The sequence below is a fragment of the Sulfitobacter pacificus genome (assembly GCF_030159975.1).
Classification (GTDB): domain Bacteria; phylum Pseudomonadota; class Alphaproteobacteria; order Rhodobacterales; family Rhodobacteraceae; genus Sulfitobacter; species Sulfitobacter pacificus.
In genome coordinates, this window is sequence record NZ_BSNL01000001.1 from 3,177,848 (window position 1) to 3,204,104 (window position 26,257).

Here is a 26,257-nt window from a genome sequence, read left to right on the forward strand (position 1 = left end):
CACGTGATGTATGTAATCAATGCGCCCAAACAGGCCAGCCTTGCCGTACAGGGCAGCGCAGACCGTTTCCCCATTCGCCGGATCTTTTGTGTGGGGCGCAATTACGAGGCGCATGCCCGCGAGATGGGCAAGGATCCAACCCGCGAGGCACCGTTCTTTTTCACAAAACCGGCGGATGCCGCTTTGGATACCCCTTGTACCATCCCCTACCCGAAGCTGACCGAGGATCTGCATCATGAGATTGAGCTGGTGATAGCGATCCACAAAGGTGGCGCTGACATTGCCGAGGCCGATGTGATGGATCACGTTTGGGGCGCTGCTGTGGGGTTGGATATGACACGCCGCGACTTGCAGGGCGAGGCCAAGAAGATGGGCCGCCCATGGGATTGGGGCAAAGCCTTTGATCACTCCGCACCGATTGGCGCAATCAAACCGATTGCACAGGTGCCCAGCGTCGAGGCCGGACGCATCTGGCTGGCCGTGAACGGCGAGACCCGTCAGGATGCTGATATCGCTGATCTGATCTGGTCGGTACGTGAACATATTTCGATCTTGTCGCAAGCCATGGAAATTGCGCCCGGTGACATCATCATGACCGGCACCCCCGCTGGTGTTGGCGCTGTGGTGCCGGGGGATGTGATCACCGGTGGTGTGGATGGAATTGGCGAATTGAAAGTCACCATCGGGCCGCGCGCATGAGTGACCTGACGCTGCATAACTATTTCCGTTCTTCAACGTCGGTCCGGGTGCGGGCGGCGCTGAACCTCAAGGGGCTAAGCTATGATTATGTCCCGCTGTCGCTATTGAAGGGCGAGCAGGCAAGCGCGGCCCATCTGGCGTTGAACCCTTCGGGTCTGGTGCCGACACTGGTCACACCGCAAGGGGCCTTGCCGCAATCCATGGCGATCCTTGAATGGCTGGACGAGGTGCATCCCGAACCGCCCTTGCTGCCCCATGATCCATGGGGTCGGGCACGGGTGCGCAGCCTGGCACAGATCGTGGCGGCGGACATTCATCCGGTGAATAATCTACGCATTCTCAAACATCTGGAGGCCGAGTTTGGCGTCGATGCGGCGGGCAAGGCGGCATGGTTTCGCAACTGGGCCGCCGCCGGCATGAAGGCGTTGGAAACCCGGTTGGCGGCGGAGCCTGAAACCGGAGATTTCTGCCATGGCGATACGGTGGGTCTGGCCGATCTGTGTCTATATGCACAAGTGCTGAACAACGCACGTTTTGAGGTCGATATGTCACCCTATCCGGTAATCAACCGCATTCACGCCAATTGCATGGCTGTGCCTGCACTGGAACAGGCGGCACCGGCCAACCAGCCTGACGTGAGTTGATCTAGATCGGGTTGGCGGCCAAAAATTTGGTCAGATGCGCGGCGACCTCTTGCGGGGCATCCCAATGGATCGAATGACCTGCCGCCTCTATCGTTGCTTCGGTCAGGTTGGGGATGCCGGAAAAGCTGGGCTGTGCGGCGGCAGGCGGGACCATCAGGTCTTGTCCCGCATAAAGAACCAATGTGGGGCAGGTGATGTTTTCCGGTTTCGCCTTGGGCCGGAACGCGCCAAAAGCGGCAAGCTGATGCGCCATGGCATCAGCTGTCTGAGCATGGGGATAGGCGAGGCTGGCCTCCAGCGCGGTTTCGACATGCGCGGGATTCTCAAAAAAAGTATGGCCGAACAGCCATGGATAAAGCGCCCGCAGCCACAGTTCCTCGCCTTTGGGTGCGCGACGCACCGCCAGCAGCGCCTCAAACACCGCAGCGGTGCGCGGCACACGGATACGACCCGACGCAAGCACCGCGCAGCTGGCCACCTGATCCGGTACCATATGAGCAATCTCAAGCGATAATAGCCCGCCCAGCGAATGGCCTCCGACGTGGAACCGGTCAAACCCAAGGTGGTTCATCAGCGCCACTGCGTCTTGTGCCATCAAGCTGCAATCGGCAGGCGCATCCCAAGGCACGGTGCGCCCCGTGGTGCGGTTGTCAGGGCGGATTACGGTGAAATGATCCTTGATCAGCGGCAAGAATGCGCCCCAGGCGGCGCTGTCACTTAACATGCCCGCCAGTAACAAGAGCGGTGGACCGCTGCCGTCGGCTTCATAATGCAGGGTCACCTCATCGAGGGGCAGTTCAGGCATTCTGGGTTCTCCAACAGGGCAGCAGATCATCGGGGTTTGGCGTTGCCTCGTACACCGCGCGGGCGATGGCGCGGGCCAGACAGAGCGAGGCCGCATGCCCGATCAGGGAGACATCCCCGGCAGGCTTGTCCGCTGTAGTCAGGGCAAATACCAGATCACCATCCATCGGGGTATGTGCAGGCACGGTTGCCCGTCCAATTCCATCATGGGCCGCAACGGCGACACGTTGGCATTCGGCCTTTGTCAGGGTCGCATCGGTGGCGATGATCGCGATTGTCGTATTGGCCCGCTGCGACATTGCTACAACCTTCCGACTTTCCAAAGACAGGCCAAGGCCGGAGGCCGGATCGGGGCCAAGCCCGCCAAATTCTGCGTTCAATTCAAAAGGGGCGGCGTAGAAATGCCTGTCGCCAGGGGTTGTGACCGCACCAACCGGATTTGCCGCCACCAGCGCCCCGACGGTGCTGCCATCAGGCAAAACAAGGGAGGCAGAGCCAAGACCACCTTTCAACATTGCAGACATTGCGCCGGTGCCCGCGCCCGCTGTGCCAAGCGAAAACGTCTCTGATGCGGCGTCAAAGGCCTGTCGTCCCAGTATACGATAGGGGTTTTCCAACCAATCCTTGTCACCGCCGTTTAACAGATCAAACAGGATGGCACCGGGCACAAGAGGGATGGTTGCCCGGCCAACCTGAAACCCGCGCCCCGCGGCCCGCAACCCGTCCACAACACCCGAACAGGCGTCCAACCCATAAGCAGAGCCACCCGACAATACCAAGGCATCAACCGCCGCGACGGATTTGTCGGGGGCAAGCAGGTCGGTTTCCCGCGCGCCCGGCGCACCCCCCATAACATGCACAGAAGCGGTAAAGGGTTCATCGGCCAGAACCACCGTTGTACCGGATTTCAAAACTTCGTCCTGTGCGTTACCGACCAGCAGACCGGGCACGTCGGTGATCAGGTTCTTGGGTCCGGCAATCATAGTCTTGGTTTCGCCGCTGCGGTGGCCGGATCGCCGGTGTTAGGCTCTCCTTTCGGTTCTATCAGCAGGACCTTGCATTCGTGTTCCGCTCTGGGGCGGTGGGTCACGCCCTTGGGTACAACATAGATTTCGCCAGATTTCACAGGATGGGACGCGCCTTCAAGGTCCATGATCATTTCGCCTTTCAGGACCAGAAAGAAATCATCGGTGTCCTCGTGCAAATGAAACGGAAACGCCCCCTGAAATTTCACAACCATGACGTCATTACTGTTATAATCCGCCACCACATGCGGATCCCAATAGGTGCTGATCTGAGACAGTTTATCAGCAAGGTTGACGGGGTTGGTCATCTGGATGCTCCGATGTCGGGCAGTACGGGGGCGGCTGCAATCAGGGTTTGGGTATAGCTGTGCTGTGGGCGCTCGAACACATCTTCGGTCGGACCCTGCTCCACGATCTTGCCCGACTGCATGACCAGCACGCGGTCGGTGATGGTGCGCACCACAGACAGATCATGCGAGATGAACAGATAGGTCAGATTATATGCCTCGCAAAGCGTGCCCAGCAGATCAAGGATCTGGGCGCGGACAGAGACGTCAAGTGCGCTGACGGCCTCGTCAAACAGGATCAACTCGGGTTTAATGATCAATGCGCGGGCAATTGCGATACGTTGACGTTGGCCACCGGAAAATTCGTGGATGTATTTTGTGGCATCACTGGGAGACAGACCCACGGCGGTCAGTGCTTCATCAATCGCGCGGCTGCGATCAGCCCCGGTCGGCGGATCGGGCAGCAGGTGAAAGGGCTCTGTGATCAGGCGATCTACGCGATGGCGGGGATTGAAGCTGCCAAAAGGATCTTGAAACACCACCTGCATCTTGCGGCGCACCTCAAGGTTGGGCGCATTGCCGGTGAACACCGGATCCCCGTCAAGAGTGATTGTGCCGCTTTGAACCTGCTCCAGACCCAATAACGCACGTGTTAGGGTCGATTTTCCGCAGCCGCTTTCACCAACCAGCCCAAGACGTTCGCCACGTTGCAGGGTAAAGGAGACATCGTCGATGGCGCGAAAAGTTGCTGGAGGACCAAACAGGGTTTTGCGCGGCAGCCGGTAGTCACGCACAAGGTTCTGGACCTCCAACAAGGGTTGCGGGGGTGGCGCGGCGGGCAGGGCAACCTGATGGTTGGAGGCGGCAAACAACATCTTTGTATAGGGATGTTGCATGTCGTGCAGCAGGGTTTGTGTGGCCCCCTGTTCAACAATCTGACCCCGGCGCATAACCACAATTCGGTCCGCCATATCCGCGACCACGGCCAGGTCATGGGTGATCATCAACAGGCCCATATCGTCCTCGCGGGCCAGTGATTTCAACAGATCAAGGATTTGCGCCTGTGTGGTCACGTCCAGTGCGGTTGTCGGTTCATCGGCGATCAACAGCCGGGGGCGCAGGGCGATGGCCATTGCGATGACAACACGTTGGCGCTGACCGCCCGACAGCTCATGCGGATAGCGCGACAAGGGAAAGCGGTCTTGCGGTAACCCCACACGTGTCAGGGTTGCGGCGGCCTGCGCCTCGGCCTCTGCACGGGGCAGCGACGGATCATGGATACGGATCGTTTCGGCCACCTGCCTGCCGATGGTCTGCACAGGGTTCAGCGCCGTCATCGGTTCCTGAAACACCATGCCCATATCGCGGCCGCGCATCGCGCAGAGATCGGGCTCTGACAGCTGGGTCAGCTCTTGGTCGCCCAACAGGATATGACCCTTGGTTCGCGTTCCCTTTGGCAATAGCCCCATCACCGCAAGGGCGGTCATGGATTTGCCCGAGCCGCTTTCGCCGGTGACGGCCACAATCTCGCCCGCATCAATCGACAGGGTGACATCGCGCAGGATGTCGAGACCATAAATCGACAGGCTAAGATTGGTGATCTGCAAAAGACTCATGTCCGGGCCACCCGCAGACGGGGATCAAGATAGTCGCGCAAGCCATCCCCCATCAGATTCAGCCCCAGCACCGTCAGGATGATGGCAAAACCGGGGACCAGCGCCATATGCGGTGCAATGCTGACCAGCGTTTGCGCATCCGCCAGCATCCGCCCCCATGAGGGTGTCGGCGGCTGCGCCCCCAGCCCGACATAGCTGAGCCCCGCCTCGGCTAGGATGCCCAGACTGAACTGAATGGTGCCCTGAACAATCAGCAGATTGGTGACATTGGGCAGGATGTGTTCGACGGAAATGCGGGTTGCGTTTTTTCCAGCGACGCGGGCGGCCATGATGAATTCACGTTGCCATAGCGACAGTGCGGCCCCACGGGTGATGCGGGCGAAAACAGGAATGTTGAAGATGCCGATGGCAATAATGGCATTGATGGCCCCAGCCCCGAAAATAGCAGTGATCAGGATGGCAATGACCAGACTGGGGAACGCAAACACAAGATCATTGCCGCGCATGATCAATTCATCAATCAACGTGCCCTGCCGCGCTGCCGCCCATAGGCCAAGCGGCACGCCCAGCCCCATGCCAATGCCCACTGCCACCAAAGCCACAGCAATAGAGGTGCGTGCGCCCACCATGATCATGCTGAGCAGATCACGGCCGAAATGATCGGTGCCCAGCAGATGTGTGCCGGAGGGGGTTTGCAGCTTGTCCGGGATGCTGAGGGCGGTGTGATCAAACGGGGTCCAGACAAAGCTGATCAGCGCGGCAATCAGGAAAACCGCAGTCAAAAGGCTGCCAAGGATCAGGTTACGGTTCATGATCGTGCCCTCAGACGGGGATCAACGGCCGCATAGGCCAGATCAACCAGAAAGTTCACCACGATGACGGAGAACACCAAAAGCATCACCACGGATTCCACCACAATCAGATCGCGTGCCGAGATCGATTGAAACACCAGACGTCCAAGGCCGGGAAGGTAAAACACCTGTTCAATGATGATTGATCCCGCCAGCAGAAATGAGAATTGCAGCCCGATGATCGTCAGCACCGGTATCAGTGCATTGCGTAATCCGTGGCGCCATAGCGCCTGTCGTGCAGTCAGCCCCTTAGCCCGTGCGGTACGCATGAAATCCTCTCCCATCACGTCAAGGAGGGAGGAGCGCATCACCCGCGCAAGGATTGCCGCCTGTGGCAGGGCAAGGGCGATGGCGGGCAGGGTCAGCCCGTGAAGCCCGGCAAGAACCCCCTTGTCCCACCCGACAAACCCACCGGCAGAAAACCAACGCAGATTGATGGCAAAGATCAGCACCAGCATCATCGCAAACCAGAAATTTGGCACGGCCACACCCAGTTGCGTGGCCCCCATCACCCCGATGTCCCCTGCCTGACCGCGGCGGCTGGCGGCATAAATTCCGGCAGGGAAAGCGACCAGCGTGCTTAGCGTCAGGGCATAGAGCGCCAGCGGCAAGGAGACCCAGAGCCGCTCTCCGATCATCTGCGACACGGGCGTGCGGTAAGTGTAGGAGGTGCCGAAATCGCCGACAACCATCCCGCTGATCCAGGAAAAATACCGTTCGACCTTTGAGGCATCCAGACCAAGTTCTGATCGCAAGGCGGCAAGGGTTTCCGGTTGGGCATTCATCCCAAGCATAAAGGAAGCCGGATCACCGGGGGCGACTTCGATCACCAAGAAGATCACCACCGACGCAATAGCGAGGCTGATGATCAGAGAGATCAGACGTTTGAGAGTATAGCGCAACATTGCAACAAACGTTATGCGCCGTTGGTTGCGCCGTCCAGTGCTGTTAACGGCTTTGCAATTGCAGAAATGACTTTGTGATGAAGCAAGCACAGAAAATCGGTTCATGTTTTTATCGGTCATATCTGCGCATCAATTCAGCAGCTTAGGTTCCGAATGACAGGTGCTCGAACATCCCTTCAGTTTATTTGTTGGAACTGTTTGAGGGTGGGGCGGTTGTCTCTTCAACGAAGCATGAGGAGAAAACAATGACACGTACGTTCAAAACAATCGCCGCCGCAGCCATGATCAGCTCTATGTCGATGCCTGCCTTTGCAGCAGCTCACCTTGACATGACCACAATGACCTGTGCCGAGTTCAAAGCACTGGACTCTGGTGACCAGATGAAGGTCGCCGAGATGGCAATTGCTGAAATCGATGACGGCGCAAATGGCATGCCTACAGACGGTGAGCCGAAAGCAACCGAAGATTCCACCGGCACCACAACCGCTGCTGAAGCGACCGAAGGCGACACCACTTCCGGTGCTAAGGCTGACGGTAACGAAGACAATACAACCGAAGAATCGCAGATGACCGAAGCGCTGGAAGCACTTGTTGCCCAATGTGACCGCAATCTGGACACATTGGTGAGTGAAGCCGCAGCTGGTCTTGACGGCACACGCTAACTGCTGAAACTGCTTAAATGTAGTGACTAAAGGGCACCTTCGGGTGCCCTTTTTTCGTGTGCAAGGATAAGGTTGGCCCATGCTGAAACCGCAATTTATCGGTCACGAGATTTTTCGCCATTCCACCTATGGCCGCTGGCATCCCTTGCGGGTGCCACGGGTATCGACCGTGATGGATCTGGCCCGTGCTCTGGGCTGGCTGCCGCAGGACCAGTTTATCACATCGCCGCGCGCCAAACCTTCGGCGTTGGTCAATTGGCATACCTCCGACTACATCGCGGCGTTGCAACGGGTAGAGCAAGAGCAGGAGGCGAAGGAAAGCGATCGCCGGCGTCATGATATCGGCAGCGTGACCAACCCCGTGTTTGCCGAGATTTTCCGCCGTCCGGCAACGGCGGCAGGGGGGTCGATCCTTGCCGGTGAACTGCTGCGCGGCGGCGGGGTAATCTATAATCCGGCGGGCGGTACGCATCATGGCATGCCGGATCGCGCAAACGGATTTTGCTATCTGAATGATCCGGTGTTGGCGATGCTCAGTCTGCGCCACCATGGGGTGCGCCGCATCGCCTATGTCGACATTGATGCGCATCATCCTGACGGTGTCGAGGTTGGATTTGGCGGTGATCCCGACTGTTTGATGATCTCTGTCCATGAGGCGAGGTTGTGGCCGCGTACCGGCGGGATAGAGAATGATGGAGGTGGGAACGCGTTTAACCTGCCGGTGCCGCGGGGGTTCAATGATAGCGAAATGGCCTTTGTTAGAGACGGATTGATCCTGCCCAAGGTCGCGGCATTCCGCCCCGATGTGATTGTTCTGCTTTGTGGGGCCGACGGGCTGGAGGAAGATCCGCTGTCGCATATGGCGTTGAGCAATAATGCTCAATTGGACGTGTTGCGCGGGTTGATGGGCATGGCCCCGCGCCTGCTGGTGCTGGGTGGTGGTGGCTATAACCCTTGGTCGGTCGGGCGGTTGTGGACACAGGTTTGGGGCGTGCTGAATGGGCTGGAGGTCCCCGAAACCCTGTCGAAAGCGGCGGAGGATGTGCTGCGTGCGTTGCGGTTTGATGGAAACAGGCGGGGTAAGAACCCGCCTGTGCATTGGTTTACGACATTACAGGATGTGCCCCGTGAAGGGCCGCTGCGTGATGAGGTGAAGGCGGGGGTTCAGAGGCTCGCGAACCGCCGGCTGTGGCGCTAGGCAAGCGGGCCTCATACGCCTGAGGCAATCATATCGCGGATTTTTACAGCCTTTTCGAAATGATCCAGCTGATGTGTCTTGATCCACCACTCCGCTGCTTCCATCAGCAATTCGGGGTTGTCGTTTTTATTGGCAAAGAAGGCATAGAAGGACAGCCCAACGGTTTCACCTTTCTTTGCAATCTTGTCGTTGCAGATCGCAATAGCCTTGGTTCTAAGACTTGCCCGCATCCTTGATCCTTTCACAAAAAAGGACCCCTGCGGTGCAGGGGCCCTTTGGTTAACATTTATGTGGTTTATTCAGCCCAGCTTACGCCGGTCAGGTCATTCGCCTGTGTTGGTGCGTTTTCCCACAGACCCTGCACACCGGCCTGCGCGACCGTTGGCAGCGCCAGTTGGAACAGGTAGCCGTTCACATAGTCATCCGCGATGATCTGCTGTGCTTCAGCCATCATTTCGTTGCGCGCTTCGGGGTCAGCCGTGGTGTTGAACTTGGCAATCAGGTCCTGAAACGCCTTGTTGTCATACTGAAAATAATACTCGGGGTTGGCATAGATCCCGATGTCCATCGGTTCGGTGTGACTGACGATGGTCAGGCCGAAGTCTTTGCCTTTGAACACTGTTTCAAGCCACTGCGCCCATTCGACATTAGTGATCTTGGCGGTTATGCCGACCTCTGCCAGCTGTGCCGCAATGATCTCGCCGCCGCGCCGCGCATAGGAGGGGGGTGGCAGGTGCAATGTGGTTTCAAACCCCTCTGCAAAACCTGCTTCGGCCAGCAGGGCCTTGGACTTGGCCGGGTCATAGTTGGATTGCGCTGTCAGATCGACATAGGCCGGGTTATGCGGCGCAAAATGGGTGCCGATGGGCGTGCCCAAACCGAACATCGCACCGTCAATGATGGCCTGACGGTCAATCGCATGGGCCAGAGCCTCGCGTACTTTTACGTTGTCAAAGGGCGGCATCTTGTTGTTGGTCGAAAGGATCGTTTCACCTTCGGTTGATCCGACAAGGACCTGAAACCGTGGATCGGCCTCGAACTGCGGCAAGTTTTCAGGGGCCGGAAAGCCGGAGAAGACATCAACATCTTCGGCCATCACCGAGGCAAAGGCGGCGGTGGGGTCAGAGATAAACTTGAATGTAGCAGAGGCCAGCGCGGGGGCATCACCCCAATAGGCATCGTTGCGTGACAGTTCGACCTTATCGCCCTGCGTCCAGCTGTCGAATTTGAACGCACCCGTACCGACGGGCGTTTGTTTGATGTTCTCGATGCTTTCGGGGGCCACAATCACGGCATCGCCCCAGGCAAGGTTGAAAATCAGGTTGCCATTGGGTTCGGATAATTTGACCTCAACCGTCGTCGGGTCAACAACATTCACCTCTGAAATCGCAGCATAAAGCGCCTTTTGGGCGTTTGCGCTGTCTTCGGCACCGATGCGATCAAGGCTGAACTTCACGTCTTCGGCGTCCATTGCGGTGCCATCATGGAAGGTCACGCCAGAGCGCAGTTTGAACGTATATGTCAGCCCATCCTCGGAAATCTCCCATGATTCTGCGAGGCCAGGCACAACCGAACCGTCGCCCATAAAGCGGGTCAGCCCTTCGAATACGTTGGAATAAAGCACCGAATCGATGGCACCGGCTGCGGCAGAGGTTGGGTCCATATGCGGCGGTTCAAGCTGGATTGCGATGGTAAGATCGTCTTTGGCCATAGCGGCACTGGCCATCAAGGCCGCAGTGCTGACGCCAAGCAGAAGGCGGGATAGATGGAACATGGGTGGTCTCCCTTTTGATTATGGAGTGGAGGCTAGCCAATACGCGGGGCGGTGGCTAGGGGTTTGCCTTTGGTGTCCGTTGGGATTAAAGACGCGGCCTTGCGAAGAGGGGCGTTTGATGTCGGCAACACTGGGAATTGATTTCGGAACCTCAAATTCAGCGGCGGGGATTTGCGTGGATGGCAAACCGCAGTTGATTACCTTGGAAAGCGACGAGCCGACCATGCCCACGGCTGTGTTCTTTGACTTTGAGGAAAAGAAAATGCTGGTCGGTGCGGCAGCTTCCGACGCCTTGTTGGGTGGTGAAGAGGGGCGCTATATGCGCGGCCTCAAAAGCCTGCTGGGCACAAGGTTGATCCGCGAAAGCCGGATGTTGCTGGGCGAGCGGCTGGATTTCATCGACATTGTTGCGCGGTTCCTGACAGAGGTAAAAACACGCGCAGAGGCGGCTACCGGCCAGACCTTCACGCGCGCTGTATCGGGCCGCCCTGTGCGGTTTCATTCCGAGGATGAAGCCCGAAACATCCAAGCTTTGGAAGACTTGAAGGAATGCTATGCACGGGCAGGTTTCGACGATGTCAGGTTTCTGAACGAACCCGAAGCGGCGGCGCGGGCCAGTCGCGATGTGCTGAACGCTGGTGATCTGGGGCTGGTGGTGGACATCGGTGGTGGTACGTCGGATTTCACCTTGTTCCGGCAAAGCGGCAGCACCGATATCGACATTCTTGCCAGTTATGGCGTGCGCATTGGCGGGACAGATTTTGACCGCCGCCTCAGTATCAAACGGGTGATGCCGCAGCTTGGCATGGGCAGTCCGATCCGCCACGCCTTTGGCAATGACACCCATATTGCGCCCAACGCCATCTTTAACGATTTGGCGACATGGGCAAAGATTCCGTTTCTGTATGGCCCCGACACCCTGCGCGCGGCGAAGGATTTGCACAAATATGCGGTGCATGAGGGACGTCTGGCCCGTCTGGTTAAGGTGCTGGAGGAAGAGCTGGGTCATGATCTGGCCTTTGCCGTTGAGGCGGGCAAGATCATGGCGAATACGCCGGGGGTCGAAAACCCGGTGATCAAGGTGGGGATGTTAAAGCGCAAGGCGGTGCTGCCCCTACCAGCAGAGATGATGACCGCGAAACTGGCCGGGCTGGCAGATCAGATCGGGGCCGCGGCCGAGGCGACTCTCGCCGCCGCAGATGTGGATGCGCAAGCGGTGAACAAGCTGATCTTCGTGGGTGGTTCCAGCTTGATGCAAGTGGTGCAGGACGCGCTGACCACGCGGCTGCCACGCGCCGAAGTGCACCGTGGTGCGGCACTGACGGGAATCGTTGACGGTTTGGCGCTGGCCTCAGGTGACGGGCAGTAAAAGCGTCTCTAACGCGGCTCCCATTACCTTGGCACTGTCGATCATATCGTCGATGCCGATGTATTCATCGGGCTTATGCGCAAGGTCCAGAATGCCCGGCCCATAAGCGATGCAATTCTTGAGCTTGCCAATCCGGTCGATATGTTTCTGATCGTAACTGCCGGGCGAGGCGACATATTGCGGCGGTATCCCCATCACATCCTCAATCGCCTTGGCGACGGTGCGCACGACGGGTGATTCCTTGTCGGTCATCGACGGCAGAACCGAATTGCGCTCGGTGATCTCATAGTCGAAATTCGGACGGTTTTCGCGCAAGCCCTCAAGCAGGCGGGTGACCTCGTCACGGACCTGATCCAGCGGTTCCTCAACCAGAAAACGCCTGTCGATGACAATGCGGCAGGAATCGGGGACGCAATGTGCCTGTAGACCGTCGAAATCCTCGGCAGGTTCATTTTCGCCGCCATGGATGGAATTGATGTTCATCGTCGAATTGCGCGCCCCTTCTGGGACCACAGGCATTTCTGTGTAACGGGCAGCCATGGCAGGAAACAGCTTGTCTTCAAACTCTTGCAACACCGCACCCATATGGCGCACGGCACAATCGCCAAGGAAGGGCATCGCGCCATGGGCAATCTCACCCTTGGTTTCGATTTCGGCCCACCAGCCGCCGCGATGGCCAAGGCAAATCCGGTCTTTGTTCAGCGGCTCGGGGATGATCACATGCTGCACTTTGTCAGGGCTGAAATGACCATGCTCAGCCAGATAGGCCACGCCGCCATAGCCGCCGGTTTCTTCATCCGCAGTGCCTGAAATCTCTATGGCACCGGCGAAATCGGGATGCAGTTCGATAAAGGTCTCGGCTGCGATGATCGAGGCGGCAAGGCCCCCTTTCATGTCACAGGTGCCCCGCCCATAAATCTTGCCATCCGAGATTTCGGCCCCAAAGGGATCGAAGGTCCAACCGGCACCAACCTCAACCACATCGGTGTGGCTGTTGAAATGCACACATTCGCCCGCATGTTTGCCGTCGCGCCGCGCGATGATGTTCCAGCGCGGGTATTTTTCGCTGTCACCCGGTGTGCCAAAGGCACGGATCATCTGGGTTTCGAACCCATGGGCGGACAGGCGTTTGTCCAGATATTCGCAGATCAGCAGATAATCCTGTCCCGGCGGATTTAACGTCGGGATTCGGATCAGATCCTGTGTCAGGGCGATCAGGTCGTCCCGTTTGGCGGCAATGGCTTCTGAGAGTGGTGTGTTCATGTCGCCATCGTTGAACGGTTCCTTTGGATTGGCAAGACCTAGCCTGCAATATCCTTCATCGCGGCAAGTAAACTGCGCACTTCTTCATGGGTATTATAATGGCACAGCGATACCCGCACGGCAGCCTTAAGCCCCAAAGGATTAAGAATATTCCCGGAATAGTGATCTGCGCGGCGGATGTGGGTGCGGATGCCTTGCGCGTTTAATTGTTCGACGATTTCGTCCGCTGCAACGTGATCCAGCGCAAAACAGACCAGCCCCTCGCGGTTGGGGTTTTCCCGTCCGCCAATGATCGTGACGCCGGGCAGATCGGCCAGTCCCGGCAGGTTATCCACACCGTTCAACATCGCATCGGTCAGGGATTGTTCATGGACGTGGATGGCCTGCCCCGCCGCCTCAATCCGTGCCCGCGGGTCAGTGGCATCGGATGTTTCGCCGCCCAGCCAGTCAAAATAGGAAACAACATCCGTGAAAGTTGCATAGGCACCTGTGTCGCGGGTGCCCATTTCCCAATTACCGGCAGGGCCGTCCTTCAAGGTCTCAATCGACAGGGCGGTCAGCCGGTCAGAGGCCCATGCCACACCGTAGCCATGACGCGAGAACACTTTGTAAGGTGATACAACATATCCGTCGATATCATAGCTGGCGATGTCGATGCCTCCGTGACTGGCATGCTGGATGCCGTCGACGATGATAAATGCTTCTGGCGCAACCCCACGGATGGCCGACACGATGGCCGCCACATCATTGGCGATGCCGGTGACCGGCGAGGTATGCAGGATCGTGGCAACCTGAACCTCTGGCGTCATCGCGGCGGCATAGGCCTGTGCGGTGACCTGCCCGGTGGCATCGTCATGTGCGACATTGACGTATTCCTTACCGGCCACTCCGGCCCAATGCAGCGCCGCACTGCGCGAGGCGGGATGTTCTACGGACGATCCGATTACCTTACCACCCGGCGGGGTGCCCATGATGGCGGTACGGATCAAACGGAAGGTCAGTTCGGTCCCGGATTCACCGACGAAAAACTGGCCATCAGGCGCATTGAAAAACAGGGCCATATCCGCCTTGGCGCGTTTGATCACAGCAGTCAGTGCCTGTGACGCAGGGTTATCACGCCCTTGATTGTCCGGGATGGCCGCAAATTTGGCTGAGGTTTCCACCACCGAATGTAATGTCAGCGCACCGCCTGCATTTTCGAAAAAGATGCGCGGACCGGTAAAGGGGCAACTGTCCACATGGGCAAAACGGTCTTTGATGGCGCGGGTTAGCGCAGGGCTGGCAAGGGTCATGAGGGTCCTTTCAATTCGCAAGCATCATCACGGATGCGCAACGCGGCGCAAGGGGGGGCCATATACATCCCGCCTATTTTGTCTTGATTTTTCTTGCCAGTTGCTTCCGGGCGCTTCATCTGTTGGAGGGAACGAAGATGAAGGTGCCTATGAAAATTTCCAGACTTGGTTTTCGCGGGTATTGGGATGTGTTCAAGTCCAGCATCGTGCAGATTGGCGACAGCAATCTGGCCCTGATTTCTGCCGGCGTTGCATTTTTCTCTATGTTGTCTTTGTTTCCTGCTTTGGCGGCGCTGATCGCCATTGCGGGGCTGGTTGCGGATCCGGCAGAGGTTGTGGTGCAACTGGAAGATCTGCGCGAATTGATGCCGGCGGGTGTGTTCGACATCATCCACCAACAGGTTGTCAGCCTCGTATCTGCAAGCAGTGACACGCTGGGCTGGGCCGGGGTGGTGTCCTTGTTGCTGGCCCTGTGGTCAGCACGCGCGGGTGTTGGGGCGATGATCACTGGATTGAATTCGGTATACGCGCAACCCAACCGAAACACCGCGCGGCACTATATTCGGGCCCTCTTGCTGACGGTGGCTTTGGTCGGGGTTGGGATTGTCGCTGTGATCAGCCTTGTTGTGATCCCCGTGCTGCTGGCGTTTTTCCCGCTTGGTATTATCGGCACGCTGTTGATTGACGGGCTGCGCTGGATTGTTGCCGTTGTTGTTTTATTCGCCGGTGTCGGCGTGCTCTACCGCTATGGGCCGAACCGCAAGGTGGCGCGGTTTCGCTGGCTGTCTGTGGGGGCGATTGTCGCGGTCGCGCTTTGGGTGGTGCTGTCGCTCGCGTTTTCCTACTACGTAACAAATTTCGGCAATTACAATCAGGTTTACGGATCGATCGGCGCTGTTGTCGCAATGCTGATCTGGTTATGGATCACCAGCTTTCTTGTCCTTTATGGTGCGTCGTTGAATGCGCAGATTGAGCTTTGGGTCAGGGAAAATCACGCCAAACCACAATCTGGCGAATCTTCCTAAAGCTGTTCGGCGGGGGCAAATGTGTCTGCCCGCGCCCGTGACCAACGGTTCTTGTTGCCATTGTAATCCTCGGCCTTGTCATCCAGCAGATAGCCTTCGGGAAGGTAGCCATAGACATCCTTGGCCTCGACCATGCTTTTGTCGCCCTGACGCAGCATCATGTGATGGGGCAGAAAGTCACTTGGGTGGTGCAGACCAGCGGCCCCTGTCATCTCGCCCAGTGCCTCCATTGTATTGCGGTGAAAACGGGCGACGCGCTGGCTTTTGTGTCCCACATCCAGCGCCCGCATGCGGGTCTTGTCCTGAGTGGCCACGCCGACCGGGCAGTGATTGGTGTGACAGGCCTGCGCCTGAATACAGCCGATGGCGAACATATAACCGCGGGCCGAATTGCACCAATCTGCGCCCAGCGCCAATGCGCGCGCGATGTCAAAGGCTGATACAACCTTGCCCGCGGCCCCAACCTTGATCTGATCCCGCAGCCCCGCACCGCGCAGGGTGTTATGCACAAAGGTCAGCCCCTCGATCATCGGCATGCCAACGTGGTTTGAGAACTCGACCGGGGCCGCACCTGTACCACCTTCGGTGCCGTCAACGACGATGAAATCAGGGGTGATACCAGTCTCTAACATGGCCTTTACCATACACATGAATTCGCGCCGATGTCCGATGCACAGCTTGAATCCCACAGGTTTCCCGCCTGACAATTCACGCAGCTGGCCAATGAACTCCATCATTTCAATCGGGGTGGAAAAGGCTGAATGTGCGGCGGGCGAAACGCAATCTTTGCCCATCGGAACGCCGCGCGCCTCTGCGATCTCTGGGCTGATTTTCGAGGCGGGCAGCATCCCACCATGGCCTGGTTTGGCCCCTTGACTTAGCTTCAACTCGATCATTTTGATCTGTTCAAGTGACGCTGTTTCGCGAAATTTTTCGGGATCGAATGAACCATCCGCCGCGCGGCTGCCGAAATAGCCGGAGGCCAGTTGATAGATCAGATCGCCACCCCCCGCTTTGTGATAGCGGCTGACCGATCCTTCACCAGTGTCATGGGCAAACCCGCCCAGTTTGGCACCGGTGTTCAGCGCCTGAATGGCATTGGCCGAGAGGGAACCAAAGCTCATTGCGGAAATGTTGTACAGCGAGGCCGAATAGGGCTGGCTGCACTGCGGTCCGCCGATTTTGGTGCGGAAATCAAAATCCTCGATATGTACAGGCGCGACCGAATGGGTGACCCAGGAATAGCCAGCATCATAGACCCGCATGCGTGTCCCGAAGGGGCGGGCGTCCTCTTCGCCTTTGGCGCGTTGATAGACCAAGGACCGGCTGTCGCGGCTAAAGGGTTCTTCGTCCTGATCGGATTCGATCAGATACTGCCGGATCTCAGGGCGGATGCCTTCAAAAAAGAACCGCATATGGCCCAGAATAGGGTAATTGCGCAGGATCGAGTGTCTGGTCTGGGTCACGTCATAGATGCCCATACAGGTCAGAACGGCGAAGAGTGCGAAAGGCAGGAAGAACCAGCCGCTCCAGGTGAAGATCAGAATGAAGCTGACCAATGTCAGCACCCCGGCGAGCGCGAAAGTGGTAAATCTGGTCATCGATCCCAAGTCTGGCATATCGTTCCTAACGTATTGTCGCATCGGTCATCTGGACAGTGTGACCGGATTGGCAGCTTTCGCAAGCGCTTGGTGTTCGGATAGGGTGGTTGGGAACCACGGTAAAGGAACAGATATGAACAAAGGTCCATTGGCATCCTTGAAGATCGTCGAATTTTCCGGCCTTGGCCCGGCACCTTTGGCAGGGCAATTGCTGGCTGATCTGGGGGCAGAGGTGACAACCGTTGATCGCAAACCGGTTGCGCAGGACCCGACCGATATTAACCGGCGGGGCAAGCAGTCTGTGGTGCTGGATCTGAAGTCGGACGCTGGCATTGCTGCGGCGCGGGATCTGGTTGCCAAAAGTGATGTGTTGATCGAAGGCTTCAGGCCCGGCGTGATGGAGCGGCTGGGGCTGGGGCCGGAAGCCTGCCCCGGCAATTTGATCTATGCACGCATGACCGGCTGGGGTCAGGCGGGACCATGGGCGCATGTTGCAGGGCATGACATCAACTATCTGGGGCTGACCGGCGCGCTGCATGCCATGGGAACCGGGGATGCACCGCCGGTGCCGCCGCTGAACCTTGTGGCGGATTATGGCGGTGGCACGATGTTCCTGATCTTTGGCATCCTGTCGGCAGTGATTGAACGGGGTGTTACCGGCAAGGGGCAGGTGGTGGATGCCGCGATGGTGGATGGTGTGCCCGCGATGATGGGGTTGATCCATACCATGTTGGCACAGGGTAGCTGGACAGAGGACAGGGCATCAAACTGGCTGGACGGTGCGGCACCATTCTACCGGTGTTATGCCTGCGCTGATGGTGGGTTTGTCGCAGTCGGGGCGCTGGAACCGCAGTTTTTTGCCATCCTGCTGGAAAAACTGGGGCTGCCCGCCGCATATGTGAAGGACCAGAATGACAGATCCAACTGGCCTGCCCGCACGGCAGAATTCGCAACCGTTTTTGCCTCACGCAGTCGTGATGACTGGGCGCAGATCTTTGCTGGAACTGATGCCTGCGTGACGCCGGTACTGAGTTTTTCAGAGGCTGCGGGCCATCCCCATATGGCGCAGCGTGAAACATTGATTCACCGGGAGGGGGTGTTGCAGGCGGCTCCCGCCCCTCGTTTCCGACCCCTTAAGCCAACTGCAAATTAAGGTGTTGCACGGCGTATAAATCCTATATCTTAACGCGATGAAGGATTTTGCCGCCTCTGATCCCACGACCTTTCTGGATGACTTGATTGTCTGTCCACAATGCGACGCGGCCTATCGGATGAAAAAACCCGAAAACGGCGAAAGGGCGGTATGCCAGCGGTGCCACAAGGTGCTGATCGCGCCGCGCCGCAATGCGGGGCTGCACATCATCGCCGTGGCTTTCGCGGTGCTGTTCCTGATCGTCGGGGCGGCAGTGTTTCCTTTTCTGACAATTGATGCGGCGGGAAATAAGAATGCCGTGTCGATCCTTGATGCGGCCCTGGCATTCTCCGGTGGGCCGATGATTGTGTTGTCGCTGGCAACGGCAGCGCTGATCATTTTTGTGCCGCTCGCGCGGGTGTTGCTGACGCTCTATGTGTTGATCCCCGTGGTTCTGGACCGCCCGGCGGCACGCCATGCGATCCGCGCGTTTCGTATGTCAGAGGCGCTGCGCCCATGGTCGATGGCAGAAATTTTCGCAATTGGCTGTGCGGTGGCCTTGGTCAAAGTGGCCGATCTGGCAACGGTGGGTTTTGGCCCGGCGTTCTGGATGTTTGGAATTCTCGTTGTACTTGTGATCGCGCAAGACAGTTTTATGTGTAAATGGTCAGTATGGTATCGTCTGGAACATCCGAAGAATTCGTGAGCGCACGCAGTTTGGGCATTGTCGCCTGTCGCCGCTGCACCAAGGCGTGGCCGATGGACACAGCTGTCTGCGGGCGCTGCGGGCACAAGCTGCAATCCCGTGATCCGCTCAGCCTGCAAAGAGTCTGGGCGTTTTGGGTTGTGGGGGCGATTTGCTATATCCCGGCCAATGTATATCCGATGCTGCGCACGCAGACGCTGTTTCAGGTTGATGAAAGCACGATCATTTCAGGTGCGGTCGAACTGGCGCATTATGGCAGCTATGGCATTGCGGCGATTATCCTGTTCGCTTCGGTTGTAATCCCGCTGGCAAAGTTCTGGGCTGTTGCCTATCTCGCGATCAGCGTTAAGGCCCCCACCAGAGTGTCCAATCACCGTCGCCAGATGTTGTATGAGGTGGTTGAATACATCGGGCGTTGGTCGATGATCGATATCTTTGTGGTTGCGATCCTGTCTGCGCTGGTGCAACTCAAGACACTGGCGTCTATTAATCCCGGTCCGGCGGCCATTTTCTTTGCTTTGTCGGTCATCTTCACCATGCTGTCTGCTCAGGCTTTCGATTCCCGCATGATCTGGGATGTTCAGGCCAAAAATGAGGACCCGAAACACGATGAATGACGACTTGCCAGAAGTATCGGTGTCGCCCGCCCGCAAAGCGTTTTTTAGCGGGGCATCGGTTGTATGGATCATTCCGATTGCAGCTTTGTTCGTGGCTCTGTTTGTGGCCTGGCAATCCTATAATGACCGCGGGCCGATTATCACGATCGAGTTCGAAACCGGCGCCGGTATCAAATCCGGCGAGACCGAATTGCGATACCGTGATGTGACAGTTGGCGTTGTCGAAAAGGTCAGCTTTTCCAGTGGTCTGAACCGTGTCCAGGCGCATGTGCGGGTGGATAAGGCCGTCGCCCCGTTCATCGACAACGGTGCGGTGTTCTGGATCGTGCAGCCGGAAGTATCGGCGCGCGGGATCACGGGCCTTAGCACTGTGTTAAGCGGTGTCTACATTGAAGGGTCATGGGATGATCAGCTGGGCCCGGCACCGGAGTCATTCACGGGGGCCTCAGAAGCACCTTTGATTCGGCCCGGTCAAGGCGGGCTTGAGATTGCCTTTCGCACTGTCGCCAACAGCCAGCTGACCGATAACGCGCCGATCCTTTACAAGGGGATCGAAGTGGGGCGCATTGGCCGCGCCCGCATCTCGCCACGCGGCAATTTCGCAATTGTAGAGGCGTTGATTTTTGAAGATCATCGGTCGTTGATCAACCAATCCACCCGTTTTTGGGATGCATCCGGTTTCAGTGTCAGCATTGGCACAGCAGGTGCCGAGATTGATTTCTCTTCGCTTGCGACGTTGATCGGCGGCGGCATTACATTTGATACGTTCGTGTCCGGTGGGGGACGGGTGTCGGATGGCACAGTGTTTGAGGTTTTCCCGGATCGCGAAACTGCACGAAATTCTGTTTTCAATTCCTCGGAGGTTGAACCGCTGGGCGTCAGCGTAATCTTTGACGAGAACATCTCTGGTTTGACTGTTGGCGCTCCTGTGGAGCTGAGCGGTCTGAAAATCGGTGAGGTTGAATCGCTTTCGGGCATCGTCAACTATGACCAGTTCGGGGACAGTCGGGTCCGTTTGAATGTGGTGCTTTCGATCCAGCCTGCGCGCCTTGGCCTGCCTGATGAAGTCACCGGAGAGGCAGCTTTGGCATTCCTGCAAAACCGTGTGGTTGCCGGGCTGCGGGCGCGGCTTGCCTCTGCCAGCCTGCTGACCGGTGGATTGAAGGTAGAACTTGTGATGGTCGAGGACAGCCCGCCCGCGCGGCTGGTGGGCGAGGTTGGCGATTTGCCGGTGCTGCCGACGACGCAGAACGAAACCTCTGACGCTTCTGCAACGGTTGAGGGGGTGTTTACCCGCATCAACAACCTGCCGATTGAAGAACTGTTGAATTCCGCCATCACCTTTATGGACTCCGCAGAACGGCTGGTGTCGAGCGAAGACATTCGCGCCACGCCGGGTGATCTGCGCGCGTTGCTGGGCGAAGTGCAGGATCTGGTTGCCTCTGACGATGTGCGCAACATTCCTGTCAGCCTGAATGCGACCCTGACCCGTGTCGAGGCGCTGGTGACCGAGCTGGAGAAAGAGCGCGTGGCCACAAAACTGGCCGAAGTTCTGACCTCTGCCGCCAGCGCGGTCAGTGTTGTGGAAACCTCTGTTGCAGGTGTGCCCGCGCTGCTGTCGCAAATCGAAGCTGTTGCCGCAAAGGTTGAAACACTGGAGCTGAACGAGCTGGTCAGCGAAGTGACATCCTTGGTACGAACCGCCGAAGCGATGGTGGACAGCGAGGGTGTGCAGGCCCTGCCCGGTGCCGTGAAACAGACGCTGGATGAGGTAAACGTGACCCTCAGCGAGGGGCGTTTATTGCTGGGTGAAGTACAGGGGCTGGTCGCCTCTGAGGATGTGCAGAACATTCCTGTCACGCTGAATGCGACTCTCATGCGGGTTGAAGAGTTGGTGACACAGCTTGAACAGGAGCGGATCACCACCAAGATCTCTCAGGTGCTGGATTCCGCCCTTGGTGCGGCGAAGACCGTGGAAGACTCTGTTGCAGGGGTGCCGGCACTGATTACGCAGATCGAAGCCGTAGTGGCGAAAGCGGAATCGCTTGAGGTAGACGCCTTGATTGACGAGTTGACTGGATTGGCCAAAGCTGCCGAGGCAGTTGTTGGTGCGGAGGACGCCAAAGCCCTGCCGGGGTCATTGAAGCGTGCGCTGGACGAGGTGAATTATACGCTTCAGGAGCTGCGCGAAGGCGGGGCGATTGAGAATGTGAACCAGACGCTGGTCTCGGCCCGCAATGCCGCGGACAGCGTTGCGGTATCGGCCAAGGATTTGCCCAAAATTGTCGAACGCCTGACAGCGCTGTTTAACCGGGCGGGACGTACCATCGACGGCTATAACAAGGGTGACCAGCTGAGCCGCGAGGCACAAACCACGATGCGTGACATCCAAAAAGCTGCTGACGCCCTTGCGTCTTTGGCTCGTACCATCGAACGTAATCCCAACTCGCTTTTGCTTGGAAGATAGATATGACTTTTGCTGCCCGTTTGATTTCCCTCTTCCTACTGTCCTTGCTTGCCGCCTGCGGATCGGCGGAACGGTTTGCCGTCAGCCCGCCAGTGATCGGGGATACCTTGCGCATTGGGTTTTCGTCGGTTGAGGTCAAGGATGTATCCTTGCCCAGCTATGCCGCGTCAGACGAGATTTCCATTCGTGGCGCGGACGGTACACTGACCAGCTCTTCGGATGTACTTTGGGCGGATGCGCCGGACCGTGCCATCGCGCTTGAACTCAGCCAGAACCTTGCGCGGCTAACCAACCGGCGTGTCGCGTCAGAGCCATGGCCGTTTGAGGAATTCCCTGATGCGCGTCTGGAAATCAGGTTTTCGGAACTGGTGGCGACAAGCAGTGGCACGTTCGAAACTTCGGGCCAGTATTTTGTGGCTGTCGCGGATGGGCGGCGCGAGCGGTCGGGGTTATTTGCCCTGACTGTGGCCTTTGACCCGAAAGGTGGCCCCAATGCGATCGCACAGGCCCGAGGGCAGCTTATCCTTGATCTGGCCCGCTATATTGCGCGCAACGGATTGAAATAACCCGTTGAACGCGGACGTTTGCGCCGGACAGATGCTGTGGAATTGAATCTATTGGCAAGATGAAGCACGGGGGCGGCGCGGGATTGCACTGCCCCCGTGTTTGCCATTTGGGATCAGAAGTCGAGGTTTTCGACGTTCAGCGCATTCTGCTGGATGAATTCGCGGCGTGGTTCAACCACATCCCCCATCAGTTTGGTGAACAGGTCATCCGCATCTGCCATGTCTTCGACCTTGACCTGCAGCAATGTGCGCGCGTCCGGGTCCAGCGTGGTTTCCCAAAGCTGGTCAGGGTTCATTTCACCCAAGCCTTTGTAGCGCTGCAAGGACAGGCCTTTTTCACCTTCCGCCAAAATGGCATCCAACAGGTCCATCGGGCCATTGATAACCTGTGCGCGATCTTTGCGCAGCAGGGTGGCAGGTAATTCGTAAACGTCCTGTAGATGCTCCGTGAAGGTGCCGGATTTGCGGGCCTCACCAGAGCGCAGCATTTTGCCATCCAGCGTGCGCACTTCTTCGACGCCGCGCAGGATGCGGGCAAGTTTGATGCCGTGATCTTGCGTGATACGGCCCTGCCAGCCCTGTTCGTATTCCAGCGCGATCAGGTTCAGACGTTTGGCAACCTTGTCGGCCACGCCTTGCAAATCCGCCTCTACTGCGCCGGGGACGAAGGCACCGGCAATGGCGGCCTGTTCCAGAATGTGGCGCGGGTAATGCGTTGGAAAGGCTTCCAGAACGCGGCGCAGCTGGCGGGCATTATCGACCACACGGGCCAGATCAGCCCCGGTGATTTCCTCGCCATTGCCCTGGCGCAGCATGGCACCTTCGGTACCTTGGGTGATCAGGTATTCGTCCATTTCAGCCTGATCTTTCAGGTACACTTCGGATTTGCCGCGCGACACTTTGTAAAGCGGCGGCTGGGCGATATAGAGGTACCCCTGTTCGATCAGCTGCGGCATCTGGCGGAAGAAGAAGGTCAGCAGCAATGTTCGAATATGCGCCCCGTCTACGTCCGCGTCCGTCATGATGACGATCTTGTGGTAGCGCAGTTTTTCGATGTTGAATTCGTCGCGCCCGATGCCGGTGCCAAGCGCCATCACAAGGTTGCCGATTTCCTGACTACCAAGCATCCGGTCGAACCGCGCGCGTTCGACGTTGAGGATCTTACCTTTCAGCGGCAGGATCGCCTGTGTTTGACGGTCACGGCCGGTTTGTGCGGAACCACCAGCAGAGTCCCCCTCCACCAGGAAGACTTCGGTTTTGGAGGGGTCTTTTTCGGAGCAATCCTTGAGCTTGCCAGCAAGGAAATTCACATCCATTGCCGTCTTGCGCCGCGTCAGATCACGCGCCTTGCGGGCCGCCTCGCGGGCATGGGCGGCTTCGATAATCTTGCCGACGACAACGCGGGCCTCGTTGGGGTTTTCCTCGAACCATTCGGCCAGCTTTTCGTTAACCAGCCCCTCAACCGCGGGGCGGACTTCGGAAGAGACCAGCTTGTCCTTGGTTTGCGAGCTGAACTTGGGGTCCGGCACCTTGACGCTCAGCACACAGGTCAGACCCTCACGGGCGTCATCCCCGGTGAAGGTGACCTTTTCCTTTTTGGCGATGCCAGAGGACTGGGCATAATTGTTGATGGTCCGGGTCAGTGCGCCGCGAAAACCCGCCATATGGGTGCCGCCATCGCGCTGCGGGATGTTGTTGGTGAAGGGCAGAACGTTTTCGTGATAGCTGTCATTCCACCACATTGCCACTTCGACACCGATGTCGTCGCGTTCGCCGGTGACAAAGATCGGTTCGGGCATGACAGAGGTTTTGTTGCGATCAAGGTATTTCACAAATTCCTTTACGCCACCTTCGTAAAACAGCTCTGTGCGCAGGGGTTCCGCGGGGCGTTCGTCGGTCAGGATGATCCGCACACCGGAGTTCAGAAACGCCAGTTCGCGCAGGCGCTTTTCCAGCGTTTCGAAGGAATATTCGAGGTTTGAAAACGTATCCGTCGACGCCATAAAGCGGACTTCAGTGCCCTTGCGATCTGTGGGGCCGACAACCTTGAGGTGCTCTGTGGTGAAGCCGCCCTCAAAGCGTGCCACATGTTCCTTGCCATCGCGCCAGATGCGCAGCTCCAGCCAGTCGGAGAGGGCGTTTACAACGGATACACCCACACCGTGCAGACCACCGGACACCTTATAGGAATTGCTGTCGAATTTGCCGCCCGCATGCAGCTGCGTCATGATAACTTCAGCGGCGGAAACGCCTTCTTCCTCGTGGATACCCACGGGAATACCGCGCCCGTTATCACTAACCGAAACAGAGAGATCGTCGTGAATTGTGACGTTTACCGCATCCGCGTGACCGGCCAATGCCTCATCAATGCCGTTGTCCACGACCTCATAGACCATATGGTGCAGACCAGAGCCGTCGTCAGTGTCCCCGATGTACATGCCGGGGCGCTTGCGAACAGCTTCTAACCCTTTGAGAACTTTAATAGAATCGGCACCGTATTCTTCTGGTGCTTGCTCTTGCTCGGACATGCGGAAAAACCTCTTTTTGTTGTCCGATTTATAGTGGTTTCCCAAGGGATTGTCACGCGAATGGCACAAGATTTTGTGGGTGATTGTCGGCAGCGATCAGACCTGTCGGACGGTCGAGGCACCTTGTTCTTCAGTCACTTCCAGAACCTGTGCGCGATCCCCCAAAGCGGCGAACATTTCGGGGCCTGTGCCGGTCATCCAGGCCTGCGCCCCAAGCGCGCAAATCTCGTCGTAAAGCGCGGCCTGACGGTTGGCATCAAGATGTGCCGCGACCTCGTCCAACAGCAAAAGCGGCGGGGCACCAAGGTCGGCGGCCAGCGCACGGGCATTGGCAAGGATCAGCGACACCAACAGGGCTTTCTGCTCGCCTGTGGAGCAATCCCTGGCGGGGATATCCTTGGCGGCATAGATACCTTGCAGATCGGCGCGATGCGGCCCGATCAGGGTACGCCCCGCCGCCAGATCACGGGTCCGGTTTGCGGCCAGTGCCTCGCGCAGATCCTGCGGGGCGGCAGGCATGTCGCATTGCAGGGTGAGCGTCGCGGTGGGAAAGGCGGTTTCGGCCTGCTCTTGCGCCGCCCTGATCGCCTCCAGCGCGTTCAGCCGGCCTGCGTGGATGGCGGCACCTGCTTCGGCCATGCGCAGTTCCAGCGCGGCGTACCACGCGGGTTCGCGCACCATATCCTTGAGCAGCCGGTTGCGCTCACGCATGGCTTTTTCATAGGAGAGAGAATGTTCAGCATGATCCGGCAAAAAGCTAAGGGTCATACGGTCAAGAAACCGGCGACGGCCCTCTGCGCCTTCGATCCACAAACGGTCCATTGCAGGGATCAGCCACAACACCCGCCCGATCCGCCCCAGTGAGGTTTGCGGCGCGGCCTTGCCGTCGATACGGGTCTGGCGCGCAGCCCCTGCCTCCGACCAGATTTCGAGTTCATGGAGATTGTTCAGGGCGTGCAGAAGGCCGGTAACCTTCCACCCCAGCGCCTCGGGGCGACGTGTCATGTCTTGCGCACTGGAGCGGCGCAGCCCGCGTCCGGGAGACAGGAGCGACACAGCTTCAAGGATGTTGGTCTTGCCCGCGCCATTAGGCCCGTAGATGGCAACCGGGCGCGCGTCACAGTCGATCATGGCACGCTTATGCGAGCGGAAATGTGATAGCGTCAGCTGGGAGAGGTGCAGGTTACCCATCTGCGGCCCCGTTTTCAGTCAAGGAAAACGGTTGG

At 58.0% G+C, this 26,257-nt stretch carries 24 protein-coding genes; 11 read left to right on the forward strand and 13 right to left on the reverse strand.

Translation table 11 applies throughout. The annotated features are described in order from the left end of the window. The first annotated feature begins 6 nt into the window (after positions 1 to 6). Both QQL78_RS15940 and maiA read left to right on the forward strand, forming a co-directional pair. The gene (locus QQL78_RS15940) at positions 7 to 699 is read left to right on the forward strand and encodes a fumarylacetoacetate hydrolase family protein (protein ID WP_284374798.1); all 693 of its coding nucleotides are present in this window, start codon (positions 7 to 9) and stop codon (positions 697 to 699) included. Beyond that, positions 696 to 1,343, forward strand: coding sequence for a maleylacetoacetate isomerase (gene maiA / locus QQL78_RS15945; RefSeq protein ID WP_284374799.1), 648 nt, complete (start codon positions 696 to 698; stop codon positions 1,341 to 1,343). The genes QQL78_RS15940 and maiA overlap by 4 nt, the downstream gene beginning before the upstream one ends. Before the next feature lies 1 nt (position 1,344). Here the strand turns inward: maiA and QQL78_RS15950 are convergent, their stop codons facing one another. Genes QQL78_RS15950 through QQL78_RS15975 form a run of 6 tightly spaced genes read right to left on the reverse strand, consistent with a single transcriptional unit; the run spans position 1,345 to position 6,831 of the window. Beyond that, on the reverse strand, positions 1,345 to 2,148 hold the full coding sequence (locus tag QQL78_RS15950; protein WP_284374800.1) for an alpha/beta fold hydrolase: 804 nt from the start codon (positions 2,146 to 2,148) through the stop codon (positions 1,345 to 1,347). Beyond that, positions 2,141 to 3,130, reverse strand: coding sequence for a P1 family peptidase (locus QQL78_RS15955; RefSeq protein ID WP_284374801.1), 990 nt, complete (start codon positions 3,128 to 3,130; stop codon positions 2,141 to 2,143). The genes QQL78_RS15950 and QQL78_RS15955 overlap by 8 nt, the downstream gene beginning before the upstream one ends. Next, positions 3,127 to 3,480 carry a cupin domain-containing protein gene (locus QQL78_RS15960; protein WP_284374802.1) on the reverse strand — a complete coding sequence of 118 codons (354 nt, stop codon included), beginning with the start codon at positions 3,478 to 3,480 and terminating at the stop codon, positions 3,127 to 3,129. Before QQL78_RS15960 ends, QQL78_RS15955 begins: the two co-directional genes overlap by 4 nt. Then, on the reverse strand, positions 3,477 to 5,075 hold the full coding sequence (locus QQL78_RS15965; RefSeq protein WP_284374803.1) for an ABC transporter ATP-binding protein: 1,599 nt from the start codon (positions 5,073 to 5,075) through the stop codon (positions 3,477 to 3,479). The genes QQL78_RS15960 and QQL78_RS15965 overlap by 4 nt, the downstream gene beginning before the upstream one ends. Continuing rightward, positions 5,072 to 5,887 carry an ABC transporter permease gene (locus tag QQL78_RS15970; RefSeq protein ID WP_284374804.1) on the reverse strand — a complete coding sequence of 272 codons (816 nt, stop codon included), beginning with the start codon at positions 5,885 to 5,887 and terminating at the stop codon, positions 5,072 to 5,074. Before QQL78_RS15970 ends, QQL78_RS15965 begins: the two co-directional genes overlap by 4 nt. Next, positions 5,884 to 6,831, reverse strand: coding sequence for an ABC transporter permease (locus QQL78_RS15975; protein WP_284374805.1), 948 nt, complete (start codon positions 6,829 to 6,831; stop codon positions 5,884 to 5,886). Before QQL78_RS15975 ends, QQL78_RS15970 begins: the two co-directional genes overlap by 4 nt. Positions 6,832 to 7,076: 245 nt before the next feature. On the opposite strand from QQL78_RS15975, the gene QQL78_RS15980 reads away from it, so the two are divergent. Both QQL78_RS15980 and QQL78_RS15985 read left to right on the forward strand, forming a co-directional pair. Continuing rightward, a complete protein-coding gene (locus QQL78_RS15980; RefSeq protein ID WP_284374806.1) occupies positions 7,077 to 7,493 on the forward strand; it encodes a hypothetical protein in 417 nt (138 codons plus the stop codon). A gap of 79 nt (positions 7,494 to 7,572) precedes the next feature. Next, positions 7,573 to 8,691 carry an acetoin utilization protein AcuC gene (locus QQL78_RS15985; protein WP_284374807.1) on the forward strand — a complete coding sequence of 373 codons (1,119 nt, stop codon included), beginning with the start codon at positions 7,573 to 7,575 and terminating at the stop codon, positions 8,689 to 8,691. 11 nt (positions 8,692 to 8,702) lie between these two features. Here the strand turns inward: QQL78_RS15985 and QQL78_RS15990 are convergent, their stop codons facing one another. Then, a complete protein-coding gene (locus tag QQL78_RS15990) occupies positions 8,703 to 8,921 on the reverse strand; it encodes a DUF6500 family protein (protein ID WP_284374808.1) in 219 nt (72 codons plus the stop codon). 65 nt (positions 8,922 to 8,986) lie between these two features. Then, positions 8,987 to 10,465 carry an ABC transporter substrate-binding protein gene (locus tag QQL78_RS15995; protein ID WP_284374809.1) on the reverse strand — a complete coding sequence of 493 codons (1,479 nt, stop codon included), beginning with the start codon at positions 10,463 to 10,465 and terminating at the stop codon, positions 8,987 to 8,989. A 118-nt stretch (positions 10,466 to 10,583) separates the two neighbouring features. Between QQL78_RS15995 and QQL78_RS16000 the strand changes: the two genes are divergently transcribed. Beyond that, positions 10,584 to 11,834, forward strand: coding sequence for an Hsp70 family protein (locus tag QQL78_RS16000; RefSeq protein ID WP_284374810.1), 1,251 nt, complete (start codon positions 10,584 to 10,586; stop codon positions 11,832 to 11,834). Here the strand turns inward: QQL78_RS16000 and QQL78_RS16005 are convergent. Both QQL78_RS16005 and QQL78_RS16010 read right to left on the reverse strand, forming a co-directional pair. After that, entirely contained in the window at positions 11,817 to 13,097 is a 1,281-nt protein-coding gene (locus tag QQL78_RS16005) for an acetylornithine deacetylase/succinyl-diaminopimelate desuccinylase family protein (protein ID WP_284374811.1), read from the reverse strand. The two genes, QQL78_RS16000 and QQL78_RS16005, sit on opposite strands and share 18 nt — an antisense overlap. Before the next feature lie 38 nt (positions 13,098 to 13,135). After that, positions 13,136 to 14,389, reverse strand: a complete 1,254-nt coding sequence (locus QQL78_RS16010) for an aminotransferase class V-fold PLP-dependent enzyme (RefSeq protein WP_284374812.1) — start codon at positions 14,387 to 14,389, stop codon at positions 13,136 to 13,138. A gap of 149 nt (positions 14,390 to 14,538) precedes the next feature. On the opposite strand from QQL78_RS16010, the gene QQL78_RS16015 reads away from it, so the two are divergent. Next, entirely contained in the window at positions 14,539 to 15,414 is an 876-nt protein-coding gene (locus QQL78_RS16015) for a YihY/virulence factor BrkB family protein (RefSeq protein ID WP_284374813.1), read from the forward strand. On the opposite strand, the gene QQL78_RS16020 is transcribed toward QQL78_RS16015, so the two are convergent. Next, positions 15,411 to 17,033, reverse strand: a complete 1,623-nt coding sequence (locus QQL78_RS16020; RefSeq protein ID WP_284374814.1) for an FMN-binding glutamate synthase family protein — start codon at positions 17,031 to 17,033, stop codon at positions 15,411 to 15,413. The two genes, QQL78_RS16015 and QQL78_RS16020, sit on opposite strands and share 4 nt — an antisense overlap. A 115-nt stretch (positions 17,034 to 17,148) precedes the next feature. Here QQL78_RS16020 and QQL78_RS16025 point away from each other — a divergent pair, with 115 nt between their 5' ends. From QQL78_RS16025 to QQL78_RS16045, 5 genes are read left to right on the forward strand one after another with little or no spacing between them, the layout of a single operon-like run. Continuing rightward, the gene (locus QQL78_RS16025) at positions 17,149 to 18,168 is read left to right on the forward strand and encodes a CaiB/BaiF CoA transferase family protein (protein WP_284374815.1); all 1,020 of its coding nucleotides are present in this window, start codon (positions 17,149 to 17,151) and stop codon (positions 18,166 to 18,168) included. Between the two features lie 37 nt (positions 18,169 to 18,205). Continuing rightward, complete coding sequence (locus QQL78_RS16030; RefSeq protein WP_284374816.1) at positions 18,206 to 18,853, forward strand: paraquat-inducible protein A; 648 nt, start codon at positions 18,206 to 18,208, stop codon at positions 18,851 to 18,853. Positions 18,854 to 18,906: 53 nt separating this feature from the next. Then, entirely contained in the window at positions 18,907 to 19,470 is a 564-nt protein-coding gene (locus QQL78_RS16035; protein ID WP_284374817.1) for a paraquat-inducible protein A, read from the forward strand. Next, positions 19,463 to 21,937 (forward strand): PqiB family protein, encoded by a 2,475-nt coding sequence (locus QQL78_RS16040; RefSeq protein WP_284374818.1) that lies wholly within the window; start codon positions 19,463 to 19,465, stop codon positions 21,935 to 21,937. The genes QQL78_RS16035 and QQL78_RS16040 overlap by 8 nt, the downstream gene beginning before the upstream one ends. 2 nt (positions 21,938 to 21,939) lie before the next feature. Next, a complete protein-coding gene (locus QQL78_RS16045; protein WP_284374819.1) occupies positions 21,940 to 22,503 on the forward strand; it encodes a PqiC family protein in 564 nt (187 codons plus the stop codon). A 113-nt stretch (positions 22,504 to 22,616) separates the two neighbouring features. Here QQL78_RS16045 and gyrB read toward each other — a convergent pair whose 3' ends face one another. Both gyrB and recF read right to left on the reverse strand, forming a co-directional pair. After that, a complete protein-coding gene (gene gyrB, locus QQL78_RS16050; RefSeq protein WP_284374820.1) occupies positions 22,617 to 25,031 on the reverse strand; it encodes a DNA topoisomerase (ATP-hydrolyzing) subunit B in 2,415 nt (804 codons plus the stop codon). Between the two features lie 96 nt (positions 25,032 to 25,127). Continuing rightward, a complete protein-coding gene (recF, locus tag QQL78_RS16055) occupies positions 25,128 to 26,222 on the reverse strand; it encodes a DNA replication/repair protein RecF (protein ID WP_284374821.1) in 1,095 nt (364 codons plus the stop codon). Positions 26,223 to 26,257 lie beyond the last annotated feature (35 nt).